Source organism: Malikia spinosa, assembly GCF_002980625.1.
GTDB classification, from domain to species: domain Bacteria; phylum Pseudomonadota; class Gammaproteobacteria; order Burkholderiales; family Burkholderiaceae_C; genus Malikia; species Malikia spinosa.
Map to the genome: position 1 here is coordinate 140,936 of NZ_PVLR01000024.1, position 16,452 is coordinate 157,387.

Here is a 16,452-nt window from a genome sequence, read left to right on the forward strand (position 1 = left end):
AAAAGGACCTCCCATGCCTTCCGTCAACCTTGGCCGCATCAAGATCATCCAGCGCGGTGCCTACCTCGCTGGTACCACCTATCAGCCGCTGGACATCGTGACCTACAACGGCCTGCAGTACATCTGCAAGGCCACGAGCACCGGCAATCTGCCCAGCAACACCAGCTTCTTCGATGCCATCGTCGACGTGTCGATCTGGTCGTCTGAACAGCCGGCGCCCGGCAAGATCCCGCTGGCGGATGCCCAGGGCAAGATCACCTATCTGTGGGTGGCGCTGACTCCGCTGGTCGAGCAGTCGGACATCGGGACTGCGCCCAATCAGGTGCCGAGGAATGGCGACCTGGGCAGCATGGCCTGCCAGTCGCATGAAGCCGTGCGGATCTCGGGTGGAGTCGTCGAGGGCCAGATCCGCCGCCGGGCTCCCGTGATCAAGACGGCCGCCTTCACGGTCGCCGACAACGAGCACTGGCTGATCTGCAACGGCACGGCCTCGATCGCGGTCACGCTGCCGGATGCCGCGACCAACATGGGCCGGGAAATCATGCTCACGAACCGCGCCGCGTTCACTGTCGTGTCGGCGTCGAGCAACGTGGTGCCGTTGGCCGGTGGCGCTGCAGGCACAGCCATGCTGGCTGCCGCGGCAGGCAAATACGCAACGCTGGTGTCCGACGGCACCAACTGGATCATCACGCAAGCGAACTGAGGACTGAATCATGGCCATCGCATCCAATTTCCCCGCAATCCGTCCTTCGTTGAACCTCGATTTCGCCAACGCCAAGGCGCTCGACCCGCGCATCAGCTTCAGCCGCGCCAGTGCTGCTACCTATTACGACGGCAAGACGGTGGCGAAGGCGGAAGAGAACCTGCTGCTTCGGAGTCAGGAATTTACATCTACAGCGTGGACAAAACTTGGCGCTTCGATTGCACAGGTAAATCTTGTCGCACCAGATGCTACGGCAACAGCATCTTCATTAACTGAAGATTCTTCAAATGCGCAGCACTATTTTACTCAAAGCTGTACCACGTCTGCAGGCTTGCCTTATACTTTCAGTATTTACTGCAAAGCTGGCGGCAGAAATTTCGGTGCTATCTACCTCAGTGTTTCAACTTTTCCGGTAGGAGCTACAGTATTTTTTGATCTATCTTCTGGGGTAATAACTTCTACTGGCGCTGGAGTTTCTGCTTCATCTATTCAGGGTGTTGGAAACGGCTGGTTTAGAGTTTCTATCTCAGCAGTCGGCACGGCATCAGGAACAGGTATTGCAGCCGTCTACCTAAGCAATAGCGATAGTAGCACTGCGGCTTATCAAGGCGACGGCTCCAGCGGCATCTACATTTGGGGCGCCCAACTTGAACAGCGCAGTCAAGTTACAGCTTACACGCCCACCACGACGCAGCCGATTACCAACTATATCCCGGTCCTGCAAACCGCACAGGCTGGTGTGCCTCGCTTCGACCACAATTCTGTGACGGGTGAGTCCTTGGGGCTGCTGGTGGAAGAGCAGCGGACGAACTTGCTGTTTCGATCGGAGGAGTTTTCTAACTCGATATGGGCAAAATTTAATACTAATGTAGAGCAAAATGTAGCAATTGCTCCAGACGGAACTTTGACTGCAGACAAGCTTTTCGAGAGTAGCACTGCACTTGTTGTGCATGGCCTTGATCAAGCTATTACTACATCTGCTAATACATATTCGGCATCTATATATGCAAAGGCGGCTGGTCGCACAAAATTTAGGCTGTCTAGTAACAGCGGACAAAGTCCTGCTGCTGAGTTTGACCTGACATCAAATACGGCAATACCTATCGGAAGCACATCATCTGCAACAATAACTCCAGTTGGTAACGGTTGGTTTAGATGTACAGCCACAAGGACCGTCGCAGGAGGTGCAGAAGCTTTCCAAATTCAGTTGATGAGTGCTGCTTCCACTGCTTATATCGGAGACGGCTACTCCGGCATCTACATCTGGGGCGCCCAACTCGAAGCCGGTGACAAAGCAACGTCGTATATCAAGACAGAAGCCTCGCAGGTCACTCGCGCGGCAGACCAAAATCTGACGGCTGCATTGGGCCAGCCTGGAGCTGGGACGATCTACGTGGACGCCACTGTTCGCTCTGGCAACACGCTCGCCACTTCTGGCGCGACAACCTTTCCTGCCACGGCATCTACCAGGCAGAAGACCGCTGTGGCCTATGACGCTACCAGCACACGAAAGAGCATCAACGGGGCAGCGGTGACATCGTCTGCTGGCACGCAAGGAGGCAGCAATATCTCGATCGCTCCCGGAGCTACGGGCTGGATCAGCAAGCTGTCGATCTACCCGCAGAAGTTCGGCGATGCCCATCTGCAATCCCTGACCGCATAAGGAGCCACCATGGACATCATCGGCACCATCTACACCCAGGCCATCCTCGATGCCGAGGGCAACATCGCCACCGATCCGCAGGCCCTGCCGGGCTGGCACATCAACACGCCGGAGGCCATTCCAGGCTGGGAGCAGCACCAGGTCTTCCCCGAAACCCCGATGCGGGTCTACGCTGGCCATCCGACCGTGTGCTACGCCTTCACGGACGAGGCGGCATTCACGGCAGCAGCGATCGAGGCCGGGCTGCTGCCAGCGCCCGAGCTGATCGAGGCCGCCCCCGCCGAGGTGACGCCGTGAAGGTCAAGACCGCCACCGGCCTGATCCGCGCCTACATGCGCCTGTGCGGATTCGCCGGTTGGACCTCGTTTTGGAACACCGTCTATGTGCTCCCTGGTCGCGAGTCCGACCAGCGTTTACTGCGTCACGAGCGCTGCCACCTGGAGCAGATCCAGCGAGACGGCCGCCTAGTGTTCGCCGTCAAGTATCTGTGGTGGCTGCTGCTGTACGGCTACCTGGACAACCCCTATGAGCGCGCCGCCCGCGCAGCAGAAGACCCACCGAGAGGCCACGCATGAGTACTACCCAGCAATCCGCAGCCGAATCGGCCAGCGCGATGATCGCCAAAACCGCGCCGCCGGCCAGTGTCTCGATCGCCACGATCGCCGGCATCCAGGTCTCGGAGCTGGTCCTGTGGGCCACGCTGGTCTACACCGTGCTGATGATCTGCCACAAGGCGCTGGCGTTCTGGCGCGATCTGCGGCGGGATCACTGCCGCGTTCAGGAGGACAGCTGAGATGCACTGGATGATTCTGGCCATCTGGCCGCACCTGTGGTGGAGGCTGTATCGTGGCTGACTTCCTGCCCGCATTCGAGAGGGCTCTGCTGGCCGAGGGAGGCTACAAGCTGCACCAGGTCGCCGGTGACACAGGCGGCCTGACCTACGCTGGGATCGCGCGCGCCAAGAACCCGCAGTGGCCGGGCTGGGCCTGGATCGACCGCGGCGAGACACCGCCGTCCCAGCTGGTGCGGGACTTCTACCGCGCCGGCTGGTGGTTACCGATCCGCGGTGACGAGATCCGCGACCAGTCCGTCGCTGAGTCCATCTACAGTTTCGGCACAAACGCCGGGCTGAAAACCGCCGTGCGCTTGGCCCAGATCGTCGCCGGCGTCACGCCCGATGGCGCGATGGGCGGCAAGACGGTCGAGGCCATCAACGCCATGGAGGCCAGGCTGTTCCTGGCGCTCTACGCGCTGGCCCGCATCGCACGCTACCGTGACATCGTGGCGCGTGACCGCACGCAGGCCCGCTTTCTGCTTGGCTGGATCAACAGGACGCTTTCTGAAGCCGCAACATCATGACACCACTACTTGCCCTGGGTGGCATCGTCCAAGCCGTTGGCCAGATCGCCGACGACCTGATCACGACCGATAAGGAGCGACTCGACGCCGAGCTCGAGCTGCGCCGCCTGGGCCTCGAAGAGCGCAAGGTCGAGGCCGACTTGGTGCGCGGGCAGCTTGAGGTCAACCGCGTCGAGGCGGCCAGCAGCAGTCTGTTCGTGGCCGGCTGGCGGCCAGCGATCGGCTGGATTGGGGCGACGGCGCTGGGCTATCAGTTCCTGGCCTATCCGCTGCTGGTCTGGGCCTGGGCGCTGCTGCAGGCGCGCGGCCTGGTGCCTGCTGGCCTGCAGCCGCCACCCATGCTCGACACCGACGCGCTGTGGGTGGTGCTGTCCGGCATGCTGGGGATTGCCGGCCTGCGCACTGCCGAAAAGGTCAAGGGTGTGGCGCGGTGATGAGCATTCCGAGCTGACTTGCGATCCTGTACGGCGTAGGTTTTGGTGTAGGTTTTATGCCTTTCCTATGAGTTTTCATAGGTGGGTGTGGTTCTGCCATTGAACTACACCCGCATAGACTATCATTTTACCGCAGAAACCGGCGCCGTTCGGCCCGCCGCTGCACGGCTTGATCGGCAGCGTCGGAATGCACCGGCACGCGACGTTTCAGCGCAGGATGTCGCCCAGGCACAGGTACTTGATCTCGACATAGTCGTCGATGCCAAAATGCGAGCCCTCGCGGCCCAGGCCCGACTGCTTGACGCCGCCGAACGGCACATGTTCGGTCGCGAGGATGCCGACGTTGATGCCGACCATGCCGTACTCGAGCGCCTCGCCGACGCGGAAGATGCGGCCGACATCGCGGCTGTAGAAGTAGCTGGCCAGGCCGAATTCGGTCGCGTTGGCGCAGGCGATCGCTTCCTGTTCGGTCTCGAACTTGAACACCGGCGCGAACGGACCGAAGGTTTCCTCTCGCGCGCACAGCATGTCGGCGCTGGCATCGGCGACCACGGTAGGCTCGAAGAACAGGCCCGGCAGTCGCTTGCCGCCGACCAGGACCCGACCGCCCTTGGCCAGCGCGTCGTCGACATGGCGCTGCACCTTGACGAGTGCGGCCTCCTCGATCAGCGGGCCCTGGTTGACGCCGTCGTCGAAGCCGTTGCCGACCTTGGCGGTCCGGACTTTCGCCGCGAACTTGGTGACGAACTCGTCGTAGACACCGGCTTGCACATAGAGCCGGTTGCTGCATACGCAGGTCTGGCCGGCGTTGCGGTACTTGCTGGCGAAGGCGCCCTCGACGGCGGAGTCGATGTCGGCGTCGTCGAACACGATGAAGGGCGCGTTGCCGCCGAGTTCGAGCGAGAGCTTCTTGACGGTCGGCGCGCATTGCGCCATCAGGATGCGGCCGACCTCGGTCGAGCCGGTGAAGCTCAGGTGGCGCACCACGTCGCTGGCGCAGAGTGCCTTGCCGACCGCGATCGATTGCTCGGCGTCAGCCGTGATGACGTTGAGCACGCCGGCCGGGATGCCGGCGCGCAGTGCCAGCTCGGCGGCGGCCAGCGCGGTCAGCGGCGTGAGCTCGGCCGGCTTGATGATGACCGGGCAGCCGGCCGCCAGCGCAGGCGCGACCTTGCGCGTGATCATGGCGAGCGGGAAGTTCCAGGGCGTGATCGCCGCGCAGACGCCGATCGGCTGCTTGAGCACGAGCAGGCGGCGGTTGTTGTCGAACTGGGGCAGGGCTTCGCCGTTGATGCGCTTGGCTTCCTCGGCGAACCACTCGACGAAGCTCGCGCCGTAGGCGACCTCACCCCGCGACTCGGCCAGCGGCTTGCCCTGTTCGGCGGTCATCAGTCGGGCCAGGTCCTCCTGATGCGCCATCAGCAGGTCGAACCAGCGGCGCAGCACGATGCTGCGTTCCTTGGCAGTGCGTGCCTTCCAGGCCGGCCAGGCCGCGTTGGCGGCGGCGATCGCGGCTTGCGTCTCGGCTGGGCCGAGGTTGGCGACATCAGCGAGCTTGTGTCCGGTGGCCGGGTCATGCACGGGAAAGCGCGAATTGCCAGCCACCCAGTCGCCGGCGATGAAGGCATCGGTCTTGAACAGGGTCGGGTCCTGCAGTCGGTCGAGTGGATTTTTCATGGAAAGCAAGCTTACACCGCCGGTTTGATCCCTGCTCGGACCGGCGCGGCGACCGAGGCCGGCAGCCCGACAGAAAACGATAATTCTGGGTTTTCTATGGGGAGAAGAGGCATTGGGTCAGGGTTTAATCAGTGCATCTTGCTATTTTTGCGCAGCCCGTACCGAGCCCGTATCACCATGGACACCAGGACCCTGATCTTCTCTCTCGGTTTGTTCAACTTGTCGTTTGCGCTGGTGGTCTTCGTCTATCAGCGCTGCCGCAAGCACGACATGCCGCATCTGCGCGCCTGGCAGCTGGCCAAGCTGGTCGCCGGATCGGGTTACCTGCTGGGCTGGTCGCGGCCGCTGTGGGGCGCGGAATGGGTGCCCTGGATCTATGCCGGCAATCTGATGCAGTGGCTGGGCATCGCCATGGAGCTGGCGGTCTATGCGCGCTTTCTGGGAGCGCCGCGCTGGGTCCCGGTGGTCCGGGCCGCCATGATGGTGGCTGTGCCGGTCTTCATCGCCACGGTCTGGCTGGCCAGCAGCAACCATCCGATGATCCTCGTCGGCACCGGCATTGCCGCCTTGCTCTACCTGGCGATGTCGGCCTTGAGCCTGAACCAGTTCCGCCAGTCGCCCCAGTTGCTGCTGATGATGAGCGCGCTCGACGGAGCGCTGGGGGGCTGCTTGGCGCTGAAGGTGATCATCGGATTGCTCGGCGTCGAGCTGGTGTCCTACCAGAACAACGGGATCAACATCGGGCTCTACACCCTGGCCTTCGTGGTCATGTGCATCAATGGCTTCGGCTTCCTGCTGCAGGTGCAGCAGCGCTTCGAGCAGCAACTCCAACAGGCCAAGGAGGCGGCCGAGCGACTCAACCAGGCGCTGGAGTCGGCCAATGCGCAGCTCAGCCACATGGCGACCACGGACATGCTGACAGGGCTGTGGAACCGCCGTCACTTCGAGAGCATGGTGCGCCAGGAAATGGCCCGGGCCGACCGGCACGAGCAGGCGCTCAGCCTGTTGATCTTCGACCTCGATCATTTCAAGGATATCAACGATATCCATGGTCATCTGGCCGGCGACCGCGTGCTGGTGGAGTTGACGGCCCTGGCGCGCCAGCACACCCGGGGCTGCGACCTGCTGGCTCGCTGGGGCGGGGAGGAATTCATGCTGCTGATGCCCGATACCGGGCCGCAGCAGGCGATGACCGTCGCGGAGAAGCTGCGCTCGGCCTTCGAGGCGCAACAGATCCCGCAGGTCGGCCGGGTGACCGCGAGCTTTGGTGTCGCCGGCTATTTGCCGAACGAATCGCTCGACAGCTGGATCAGCCGGATCGATGCGGCGCTCTACCAGGCCAAGCAGGCGGGGCGCAACAGCGTCAGGCTGGCGTCCGTTTCAGCGCTGCGGCCGGCCCGCCACCGGCCAAGGGAAACGCGGCCGAGCTGAGGCCGGCAGCCGCCGGCTGACCAGTCCCGGACCAGCCCGGCCCTGCATCCAGGCCTACACCGCCCAGCTCGAGCCATGCTCGGGCACGACCGCCTGCCAGTGCAGTTCGCGCTCGATGCGCTGGCGCAGCGCGTCCGAGGCTTCCAGGTCGCCGTGGACCACGAAGGCCCGGTGCGGCCGGCCCGGTACTGCGCGCAGCCAGGTCATGAGCTGGGGCGCGTCGGCATGGGCAGACGCGGTTTGCAACTGCACGACCTCGGCCCGCACCGGCAGGTCCTGGCCGTGGATGCGCAGCGTAGCGCTGCCATTGACCAGTGCGGCGCCGCGCGTGCCCGGCGCCTGGTAGCCGGTCAGCAGCACCATGTGGCGGTGGTCGCCCAGGTATTGCACCAGATGGTGCAGCACCCGCCCGCCGGTGGCCATGCCGCTGGCCGCCAGCACGATCTTGGGGCCGTGCAGCGCGGCGATGGCCTTGGATTCGTCGGGCGTGCGCACCATGGTGGCGGCGTGCGCCATGTCGTGCACCTGGCCGGCGTCGAGCCGGTGCTCGCCTGGGTGGTGCGCGAACACTTCGGTGCTGTGGATTGCCATCGGGCTGTCGAGGTAGACCGGCAGGCCGCGCGGCAGCCGGTGCTGCTGCTTGAGCAGGGCAATCGCATGCAGCAGCGCTTGCGCCCGGCCGACCGCGAATACCGGCACCACAGCCGTGCCGCCGCGTGCCGCCACCCGCGCGAGCGCCGGCGCCAGTTCGTCGAGCAGGTCCTGCGGCGGATGTTTGCGGTCGCCATAGGTCGACTCGATGATCACGGCGTCAGCGCCGGGTGGCGCTTCGGGCGGCAGCATCAGCAGGTCGTCCGAGCGCCCGAGGTCGCCCGAGAACAGCAGCCGCTTGCCGCCGACCTCGATCAGCAGGCTGGCCGCGCCGATGATGTGACCGGCCGGCTGCAGCCTGGCCTGCCAGCCCGGCAGCGGCTCGAAGGCATGGAAGGGCGGCACGGTCTGCAGCCGTTCCAGGCAGGCCTTGGCATCGGCGACGGTGTAGAGCGGCAGGGCAGGGTGGTGCTTGGAGAAACCATGCCGGTTGGCATAGGCGGCATCTTCTTCCTGGATATGGCCCGAGTCGGGCAGCAGGATCTGGCACAGGTCGCGCGTGCCCGGCGTGCACCAGACCCGGCCCTGGAAGCCCTCGCGCACCAGCAGCGGCAGGTAGCCGCTGTGGTCGAGGTGGGCATGGGTCAGCACCACCGCGTCGATCTGGCCGGGAGCCACCGGCGGCGGCATCCAGTTGCGCAGCCGCAGCTGCTTGTAGCCCTGGAACAGCCCGCAGTCGACCAGCAGCCGCTGATCCTGGTGCTGGATGAGGAACTTGGAGCCGGTCACGGTGCCGGCCCCGCCGAGGAAGCTGATCTGGACGCTCATGCGCCCATTTCAGCATGTTCTTCGTCTTAAGAGAAGAACTCGGTGAACTTGTCGAACCAGCCCTTGTCGTTCGGGCTGTGCTTGTGGCCGCCCTTCTTGAACGATTCGTCGAGTTCCTTCAGCAGCTTGCGCTGGTGCTCGGTCAGCTTGACCGGGGTCTCGACATCGACATGGACGTAGAGGTCGCCGGGGTAGCTTGAGCGCACGCCCTTGATGCCCTTGCCGCGCAGGCGGAACTGCTTGCCATGCTGGGTGCCTTCGGGGATGTCGATCGCGGCCTTGCCGGCCAGGGTCGGCACCTCGATCTCGCCGCCGAGCGCCGCGGTCGTGACGCTGACCGGCACTTTGCAGTGCAGGTCGTCGCCGTCGCGCTCGAACAGTTCGTGGCGCTTGACCCGGATCTCGATGAACAGGTCGCCTGCGGGTCCACCGTTGCGACCGGGCTCGCCGTTGCCGGCCGAGCGGATGCGCATGCCGTCGTCGATGCCGGCCGGGATCTTGATCTCGAGCGTCTTGTTTTTCTTGATCTTGCCCTGGCCGTGGCAGCTGGTGCAGGGCTCGGGGATGATCTTGCCGCTGCCGTGGCAATGCGGGCAGGTCTGCTGCACGCTGAAGAAGCCCTGGCGCATCTGCACCGCGCCGCTGCCCTGGCAGGTGTTGCAGGTCTTGGCGCTGGTGCCGGGCTTGGCGCCGCTGCCGTGGCAGGTGTCGCATTCGTCCCAGCTCGGGATGCGGATCTGGCTGTCCTTGCCGGCGGCAGCTTCCTCCAGCGTGATCTCCATCGCATAGGACAGGTCGTTGCCGCGGTAGACCTGACGGCCGCCGCGCTGACCGCCACGCTGGCCGCCAAAGATGTCGCCGAAGATGTCGCCAAAGGCATCGCCAAAGCCGCCGAAGCCCTCGGCGCCACCCGGGCCGCCGCGCATGTTCGGGTCGACGCCAGCATGGCCGTACTGGTCGTAGGCGGCGCGCTTTTGCGGGTCGCTCAGCATCTCGTAGGCTTCCTTGGCCTCCTTGAACTTCTCTTCGGCGGCCTTGGAAGCCTCACCCTGGTTGCGGTCCGGGTGGTGCTTCATCGCCAGCTTGCGATACGCCTTCTTGATCTCGTCGTCGCTGGCGGTCTTGCCGACGCCCAGGATTTCGTAAAAGTCTCGTTTGGCCATGGTGCTTGCAGGGGGTAGGGCTGATAGTGCGAACGCCGCGCCGGGTCGGCAGACCCGCGCGCGGCGGTGTTCAGGTCAGGAAAAGAGGGAGCTTAGTCCTTCTTGACTTCCTTGACCTCGGCGTCGACCACATTGTCGTCGGCCGGACGGGCGGCGCCTTCAGCACCGGCGGCAGCGGCAGCGCCCTGCTGGGCCTGCATGTCGGCGTACATCTTCTCGCCGAGCTTCTGGCTGACGGTCATCAGCGCTTCGGTCTTGGCTTCGATGGCGGCCTTGTCGTCGCCCTTGATCGCTTCCTCGACTTCCTTGATCGCGGCTTCGATCGCGGTCTTCTCGGCCGCGTCGATCTTGTCGCCGTACTCGGTCAGGCTCTTCTTGACCGAGCTGACCATGGCATCACCCTGGTTGCGCGCCTGCACGAGCTCGACCTTCTTGTGGTCTTCGGCGGCGTTGGCTTCGGCATCCTTGACCATCTTCTCGATCTCGGCTTCCGACAGACCGGAGTTGGCCTTGATCGTGATCTTGTTTTCCTTGCCGGTGCCCTTGTCCTTGGCGCCGACATGCAGGATGCCGTTGGCGTCGATGTCGAACGAGACTTCGATCTGCGGCGTGCCGCGGCTGGCCGGCGGGATGCCTTCGAGGTTGAACTCGCCCAGCGCCTTGTTGCCGGCGGCGATTTCGCGCTCGCCCTGGAACACCTTGATCGTGACGGCCGGCTGGTTGTCCTCGGCGGTCGAGAACACCTGGCTGAACTTGGTCGGGATGGTGGTGTTCTTGCCAATCATCTTGGTCATGACGCCGCCCATGGTCTCGATGCCCAGCGACAGCGGGGTCACGTCGAGCAGCAGCACGTCCTTGCGGTCGCCCGACAGGACCTGGCCCTGGATCGCGGCGCCGACGGCGACGGCTTCATCGGGGTTGACGTCCTTGCGCGGCTCCTTGCCGAAGAATTCCTTGACCTTCTCCTGCACCTTGGGCATGCGGCTCATGCCGCCGACCAGGATCACGTCCTGGATGTCGGAGACCGACACGCCGGCGTCCTTGATCGCCATGCGGCAAGGCGCGATGGTGCGCTCGATCAGCTCGTCGACCAGGCTTTCGAGCTTGGCGCGGGTCAGCTTGATGTTGAGGTGCTTCGGACCCGACGCGTCTGCCGTGATGTAGGGCAGGTTGATGTCGGTCTGGGTGCTGTTGGACAGCTCGATCTTGGCCTTCTCGGCGGCTTCCTTCAGGCGCTGCAGGGCCAGCACGTCCTGCTTGAGGTTGACGCCGGCTTCCTTCTTGAACTCGTCGATGATGTAGTCGATGATGCGCTGGTCGAAGTCCTCGCCGCCCAGGAAAGTGTCGCCGTTGGTCGACAGCACTTCGAACTGCTTTTCGCCATCGACGTCGGCGATCTCGATGATCGAGATGTCGAAGGTGCCGCCACCGAGGTCGAACACGGCGATCTTGCGGTCACCGGTGCCATGCTTGTCGAGGCCGAAGGCCAGCGCAGCGGCGGTCGGCTCGTTGATGATGCGCTTGACTTCGAGGCCCGCGATGCGGCCGGCGTCCTTGGTTGCCTGGCGCTGGGCGTCGTTGAAGTAGGCCGGCACGGTGATGACGGCCTCGGTCACGGCTTCGCCCAGGTAGTCCTCGGCGGTCTTCTTCATCTTGCGCAGCACTTCGGCCGAGATCTGCGGCGGGGCGATCTTCTTGCCGCGCACTTCGACCCAGGCGTCACCGTTGTCGGCGGCCGCGATGGTGTAGGGCATCAGGTCGATGTCCTTTTGCACTTCCTTCTCGCCGAACTTGCGGCCGATCAGGCGCTTGACGGCGTACAGGGTGTTGCGCGGGTTGGTGACGGCCTGGCGCTTGGCCGACGCGCCGACCAGCACTTCGCCATCTTCCTGATAGGCGATGATGGACGGGGTGGTGCGCGCGCCTTCGCTGTTCTCGATGACGCGGGTGGTGTTGCCTTCCATCACGGCCACGCAGGAGTTGGTGGTGCCGAGGTCGATGCCGATGATCTTGCCCATGAGGTGCTCCGATGAATCTTGGAAAAAACGGTGGAAATTCGCTTGAATCAGAGGTGAGGACGCTGTGGGCTTTTTCAAGACCCGCGCTGGCGTCGGGTCTCTGCCGGCGTCCGGCTGGTTCTTATTTGGGGGCGGTCACGGTGACCAAGGCCGGGCGCAGCACGCGCTCGGCGATCAGGTAGCCCTTTTGCAGCACGGCGACCACGGTGTTGGCCTCCTGCTCGGCCGGCACGACCGAGATCGCCTGGTGGTGATGCGGGTCGAACTTCTCGCCGGCGGCCGGCGCGATGGCGATCACCTTGTTGCGGGCCAGCGCCGACTGCAGCTGCTTGAGCGTAGCTTCCGAGCCTTCGCGGATCTGCTGCACGGTCGCTTCCTGGATGCTCAAGCCGGCTTCGAGGCTGTCGAGCACCGGCAGCAGGCTCTCGGCGAAGCCTTCCACGGCGAACTTGCGCGACTTGGCGACTTCGTCCTCGGAGCGGCGGCGGATGTTCTCGACCTCGGCCTTGGCGCGCAGGAACTGCTCGGCCAGCTCGGCGTTCTGCGCCTTGAGGCTCTCGATCTCGTTGACCTGGGCGGCTGCGGCGTCGGCCTGGCCGGCAGCGGCCGCGGCTTGCGCTTCCTCGGGACTGATGGGGGCGGTTTGACCGGCTTCGGTGGAGTGGAGGTCTTGCGGTGCAGACATGACAGGCTCTAGGGTTGCAACAATGAAGATTTGCCACCAGCTTGGGACGCCTTGTCAGGATTTCAAGCGCTGTCAGCTGAAAAAATAGCGTCAATCCGCCGGCCCTGTCCCGGCCCGTTGCGACGCAATGGCCCTGGCGCTCTGCCTGGAGCCGGATTGCGGGCCTGGCCGCCCTGGATCGAGACTCTACACTCGGCAGCCTGGCGCGGCCATGGAGTCCAAAGGAGTCGCGCCGCCACAACAAAAGACAAGACAAAAGACAAGATCGATGACAAAAGACAGCGTGGAGCAGACCATTCACGAGCGCCTGGAGAGCTTTCGCCAGCAAAGCCGGATCAAGGCCGGTTCGCTGATCGTTTCGGTGTTCGGTGACGCCGTGCTGCCGCGCGGCGGCCGGATCTGGCTCGGCAGCCTGATCAACCTGCTCGGGCCGCTCGACCTCAACGAGCGGCTGGTGCGCACCACGGTGTTCCGTCTCGTCAAGGATGACTGGCTCACGACCCAGACCCAGGGCCGCCGCACCGACTACATGCTGACGGCTTCGGGCCAGCGCCGCTTCGAGGAGGCTGCGCGCCAGATCTACGCCGCCGAGGCACCGCTGTGGGACCGGCGCTGGCGCCTGGTGATGGTGCTGGGCGAACTCGCGCCGCGCGAGCGCGAGCAGCTGCGCCGCGCCCTCTACTGGCAGGGGTTCGGTGAATTCAGCCCGACTTGCTTCGTGCACCCAGGCGCCGACCTCGAGTCGAGCTTCGATGCCCTGGGCGCCGACGGCATGAGCGGGCTGCTGCCCAAGCTGATGCCGCTGCTGGCGGTCAATCCGCGGCTGGGCCAGTCGGCGCACGATGCCGACATCGTCCAGTCGGCCTGGAACCTCGAGAGCCTGGCGGGCGCCTACACCGACTTCGTGGCCTGCTACCAGCCGATCCTGGACGCCCTGCGCCAGTCCGCGCCCGAGGGTGTCGACGAACAGAGCGCCTTCCTGGTGCGCATGCTGTTGATCCACGACTTTCGCCGCCTGCTGTTGCGCGACCCGGAGCTGCCCGAGGTGCTGCTGCCGTCCGGCTGGCCGGGCCATGCGGCGCGCCAGCTTTGCAAGGCGCTCTATCGCCGCCTGCTCGGGCCGTCGGAGCGGCATCTGGACCGCCATCTGCTGCTGGCCAACGGCGAGCTGCCGCCGGCGTCGAGCCTGGTGAGCGAGCGCTTCCAGGGCCAGGACGCCTTGACCGAGCTGGCCTGAGCGAGCGCACGCGCCAGCACGGTCAAGCCATCCGGCAACGGGGCGATGGATCAGGGGAAACCCTGATCCTTTTTTTTATTCTCATGTGATACATTTTTTGTAGAAATTAAATTAAGTTTGTAATGTGTTTGGACGGCAGCTGCACCGCTGCCGGCCTCCCGGGTCTCAACTGTTCTGGAATCAATTGATGTCACATCTCCTGTTTGATAAGCACCGTGCCACGCTCGATGGCGCACTCCATGCCATCGCCACCCGTGGCTACTGGTCGCCCTACAGCGAAATGCCGAGCCCCAAGGTCTATGGCGAAACCGCTGCCGCCGACGGCAAGCAGGCGTTCGAGGCGCATCTGGGCCGGAACTTCGAGCTCGACCAGCCGGGCCAGAGTGGCTGGGGCGGCAAGGAGGCCTCGCCCTACGGTGTTGCGCTTGATGTGCGCTATCCCCTGTGCGACCACGAGGCGCTGATCGCTGCCGGCCTGGCCGCCATGAAGGGCTGGCAGGCCGTGGGCGCGGCCGGGCGCACCGGCATCTGCCTGGAAATGCTCGAGCGCCTGAACCGCCAGAGCTTCGAGATCGGCCATGCGGTCATGATGACCACCGGCCAGGGCTGGATGATGGCCTTCCAGGCTGGCGCCGCCCATGCCCAGGACCGCGGCCTGGAAGCCGTGGCCTATGCCTGGCGCGAGCAGAGCTTCGTGCCGGCCGAGACGGTGTGGGAAAAGCCGCAGGGCAAGAACCCGGCGCTGGTCATGAAGAAGCAGTTCGAGCTGGTCGGCCGTGGCGTCGGCCTGGTGGTCGGCTGCGGCACCTTCCCGACCTGGAACACCTATCCGGGCCTGTTCGCCGCGCTGGCGACCGGCAACGCCGTCATCGTCAAGCCGCACAGCAACGCGATCCTGCCGGCTGCGATCACCGTGCGCACGCTGCGCGCCGTGCTGGCCGAGAACGGCATCGACCCCAACCTGGTGACCCTGTGCGTGGCCGAGCAGCGCAGCGTGACGCAGGCGCTGGCGACCCACCCGGCGGTCAAGTCGGTCGACTTCACCGGCAGCAATGTGTTTGGCCAGTGGCTGATCGACAACTGCAAGCAGGCCCAGGTCTATGCCGAGCTCGCGGGCGTCAACAACATCGTGATCGACTCGACCGACGCCTACAAGGCGATGCTGGGCAACCTGGCCTTCACGCTCTCGCTCTACTCGGGCCAGATGTGCACCACCAGCCAGGCCATCATCGTGCCGGCTGGCGGCATCGAGACCGACGAAGGCCACAAGAGCTATGACGAGGTCTGCGCCGACCTGGCCAAGGCGGTCGAGCGCCTGCTCGGCAAGCCCGAAGTCGCCTGCGCCGTGCTGGGCGCGATGCAGTCCACGGCCACCGCCGAGCGGGTCGAGCAAGCCAATGGCGCCAGTCTGGGCCGCGTGGTGCTGGCTTCCAGGAAACTCGAGAATCCCGAGTTCCCGGGTGCCGACGTGCGCACCCCGGTGCTGCTGGCGGTGGACGCCGCCGACGAGGCTTGCTATATGGAAGAGCGCTTCGGCCCGATCAGCTTCATCGTCAAGGCTGCCGACACGGCTGCGGCGATCGCGCTGTCCGAGCGCATCGTCAGCACCCATGGCGCGCTGACCGTCGGCCTGTACTCGAGCAGCCAGGACGTGATCGACGCCATGACCGAAGCCACCTGGCGCGGCAAGGTCGCGCTGTCGATCAACCTGACCGGCGGCGTGTTCGTCAACCAGTCCTCGGCCTTCTCGGACTACCACGGCACCGGCGGCAACCCGGCGGCGAACGCGTCCTACGCGGATTCGGCCTTCGTGGCCAATCGCTTCCGCGTCGTGCAGCGTCGCTACCACGTCTGAGGCGATACAGATGAGCTACCAGCAGATCCTGTTCGAAGTCACTGACGGCGTGGCGCGCCTGACGCTGAACCGTCCTGACAAGATGAACAGCTTCACGGCGGCGATGCATACCGAGCTGCGCGACGCGCTCGACAGCATCCAGGCCAATCCGGCGGTGCGCGTGCTGGTGCTGACCGGCGCCGGTCGCGGTTTCTGCGCCGGCCAGGATCTGGCCGATGCCGAGGTGCGCTTCACGCCCGGCCAGACCCCGCCCGATCTGGGCGACCTGGTCGATCGCCATTACCAGCCGCTGGTCATGCGTCTCAAGAACCTGCGCGTGCCGACCATCGCTGCCGTCAACGGCATTGCCGCCGGTGCCGGTGCCAGCCTGGCGCTGGCCTGCGACCTGGTGCTGGCCGCGAAGTCGGCCTCCTTCCTGCAGGCCTTCAGCAAGATCGGCTTGATCCCGGATACCGGCAGCACCTGGCTGCTGCCGCAGCGCGTCGGCATGGCGCGCGCCATGGGGCTGGCGCTGCTGGCCGACAAGCTGCCGGCCGAGCAGGCCGCTGCCTGGGGCCTGATCTGGGCCGTCCATGACGACGCGGTCTTTGGTTCGGAAGTCGATGCGCTGGCCGCCCGGCTGGCCGTCATGCCGACCAAGGCCCTGGTGCGCACGCGCCAGCTGATGCAGGCCGCGCCGACCCACACGCTGGAGCAGCAGCTGGCGATGGAGGGCGGTTTCATGCGCGAGCTCGGTCGCAGCGCCGACTATGTCGAGGGCGTGAGTGCCTTCCTGGACAAACGCGCGCCGCGCTTCACGGGAGCCTGA

16 protein-coding genes are annotated in these 16,452 nt (G+C 64.9%); 11 read left to right on the top strand and 5 right to left on the bottom strand.

Translation table 11 applies throughout. From position 1 onward, the window contains the following. The first annotated feature begins 13 nt into the window (after positions 1–13). From C6P61_RS09815 to C6P61_RS09845, 7 genes are read left to right on the top strand one after another with little or no spacing between them, the layout of a single operon-like run. A complete protein-coding gene (locus tag C6P61_RS09815) occupies positions 14–703 on the top strand; it encodes a hypothetical protein (RefSeq protein ID WP_105729744.1) in 690 nt (229 codons plus the stop codon). Positions 704–713: 10 nt separating this feature from the next. Continuing rightward, positions 714–2,366: a phage head spike fiber domain-containing protein gene (locus tag C6P61_RS17690; protein ID WP_146115022.1), complete on the top strand. Its 1,653-nt coding sequence runs from the start codon at positions 714–716 to the stop codon at positions 2,364–2,366. Positions 2,367–2,375: 9 nt separating this feature from the next. Continuing rightward, a complete protein-coding gene (locus C6P61_RS09825) occupies positions 2,376–2,663 on the top strand; it encodes a hypothetical protein (protein ID WP_105729746.1) in 288 nt (95 codons plus the stop codon). Beyond that, positions 2,660–2,941 carry a hypothetical protein gene (locus C6P61_RS09830; RefSeq protein ID WP_105729747.1) on the top strand — a complete coding sequence of 94 codons (282 nt, stop codon included), beginning with the start codon at positions 2,660–2,662 and terminating at the stop codon, positions 2,939–2,941. The genes C6P61_RS09825 and C6P61_RS09830 overlap by 4 nt, the downstream gene beginning before the upstream one ends. Beyond that, positions 2,938–3,159 (top strand): hypothetical protein, encoded by a 222-nt coding sequence (locus C6P61_RS09835; RefSeq protein ID WP_146115023.1) that lies wholly within the window; start codon positions 2,938–2,940, stop codon positions 3,157–3,159. The genes C6P61_RS09830 and C6P61_RS09835 overlap by 4 nt, the downstream gene beginning before the upstream one ends. Before the next feature lie 53 nt (positions 3,160–3,212). Then, positions 3,213–3,725 carry a glycoside hydrolase family 108 protein gene (locus tag C6P61_RS09840; RefSeq protein ID WP_105729749.1) on the top strand — a complete coding sequence of 171 codons (513 nt, stop codon included), beginning with the start codon at positions 3,213–3,215 and terminating at the stop codon, positions 3,723–3,725. Beyond that, the gene (locus tag C6P61_RS09845; protein WP_105729750.1) at positions 3,722–4,159 is read left to right on the top strand and encodes a holin family protein; all 438 of its coding nucleotides are present in this window, start codon (positions 3,722–3,724) and stop codon (positions 4,157–4,159) included. The genes C6P61_RS09840 and C6P61_RS09845 overlap by 4 nt, the downstream gene beginning before the upstream one ends. A gap of 207 nt (positions 4,160–4,366) precedes the next feature. Here C6P61_RS09845 and C6P61_RS09850 read toward each other — a convergent pair whose 3' ends face one another. Next, positions 4,367–5,836: an NAD-dependent succinate-semialdehyde dehydrogenase gene (locus C6P61_RS09850; protein WP_105729751.1), complete on the bottom strand. Its 1,470-nt coding sequence runs from the start codon at positions 5,834–5,836 to the stop codon at positions 4,367–4,369. 177 nt (positions 5,837–6,013) lie between these two features. Between C6P61_RS09850 and C6P61_RS09855 the strand changes: the two genes are divergently transcribed. Next, on the top strand, positions 6,014–7,267 hold the full coding sequence (locus C6P61_RS09855) for a GGDEF domain-containing protein (RefSeq protein WP_170067365.1): 1,254 nt from the start codon (positions 6,014–6,016) through the stop codon (positions 7,265–7,267). A gap of 54 nt (positions 7,268–7,321) precedes the next feature. Here C6P61_RS09855 and C6P61_RS09860 read toward each other — a convergent pair whose 3' ends face one another. The 4 genes from C6P61_RS09860 to grpE form a co-directional block, all read right to left on the bottom strand. Further along, a complete protein-coding gene (locus C6P61_RS09860) occupies positions 7,322–8,686 on the bottom strand; it encodes an MBL fold metallo-hydrolase (RefSeq protein WP_105729753.1) in 1,365 nt (454 codons plus the stop codon). 26 nt (positions 8,687–8,712) lie between these two features. Continuing rightward, positions 8,713–9,849, bottom strand: coding sequence for a molecular chaperone DnaJ (gene dnaJ / locus C6P61_RS09865; RefSeq protein WP_105729754.1), 1,137 nt, complete (start codon positions 9,847–9,849; stop codon positions 8,713–8,715). Positions 9,850–9,941: 92 nt separating this feature from the next. Beyond that, positions 9,942–11,915, bottom strand: a complete 1,974-nt coding sequence (dnaK, locus tag C6P61_RS09870) for a molecular chaperone DnaK (protein WP_280524139.1) — start codon at positions 11,913–11,915, stop codon at positions 9,942–9,944. Between the two features lie 73 nt (positions 11,916–11,988). Beyond that, a complete protein-coding gene (gene grpE, locus C6P61_RS09875) occupies positions 11,989–12,552 on the bottom strand; it encodes a nucleotide exchange factor GrpE (protein ID WP_105729756.1) in 564 nt (187 codons plus the stop codon). A gap of 268 nt (positions 12,553–12,820) precedes the next feature. On the opposite strand from grpE, the gene paaX reads away from it, so the two are divergent. The 3 genes from paaX to paaG all read left to right on the top strand — a co-directional run bounded on the left by paaX (position 12,821) and on the right by paaG (position 16,452). Beyond that, positions 12,821–13,789 carry a phenylacetic acid degradation operon negative regulatory protein PaaX gene (paaX, locus tag C6P61_RS09880; RefSeq protein WP_211296957.1) on the top strand — a complete coding sequence of 323 codons (969 nt, stop codon included), beginning with the start codon at positions 12,821–12,823 and terminating at the stop codon, positions 13,787–13,789. A gap of 187 nt (positions 13,790–13,976) precedes the next feature. After that, positions 13,977–15,644 carry a phenylacetic acid degradation protein PaaN gene (gene paaN, locus C6P61_RS09885; RefSeq protein ID WP_105729757.1) on the top strand — a complete coding sequence of 556 codons (1,668 nt, stop codon included), beginning with the start codon at positions 13,977–13,979 and terminating at the stop codon, positions 15,642–15,644. A gap of 10 nt (positions 15,645–15,654) precedes the next feature. Beyond that, positions 15,655–16,452, top strand: coding sequence for a 2-(1,2-epoxy-1,2-dihydrophenyl)acetyl-CoA isomerase PaaG (paaG, locus tag C6P61_RS09890; protein ID WP_105729758.1), 798 nt, complete (start codon positions 15,655–15,657; stop codon positions 16,450–16,452).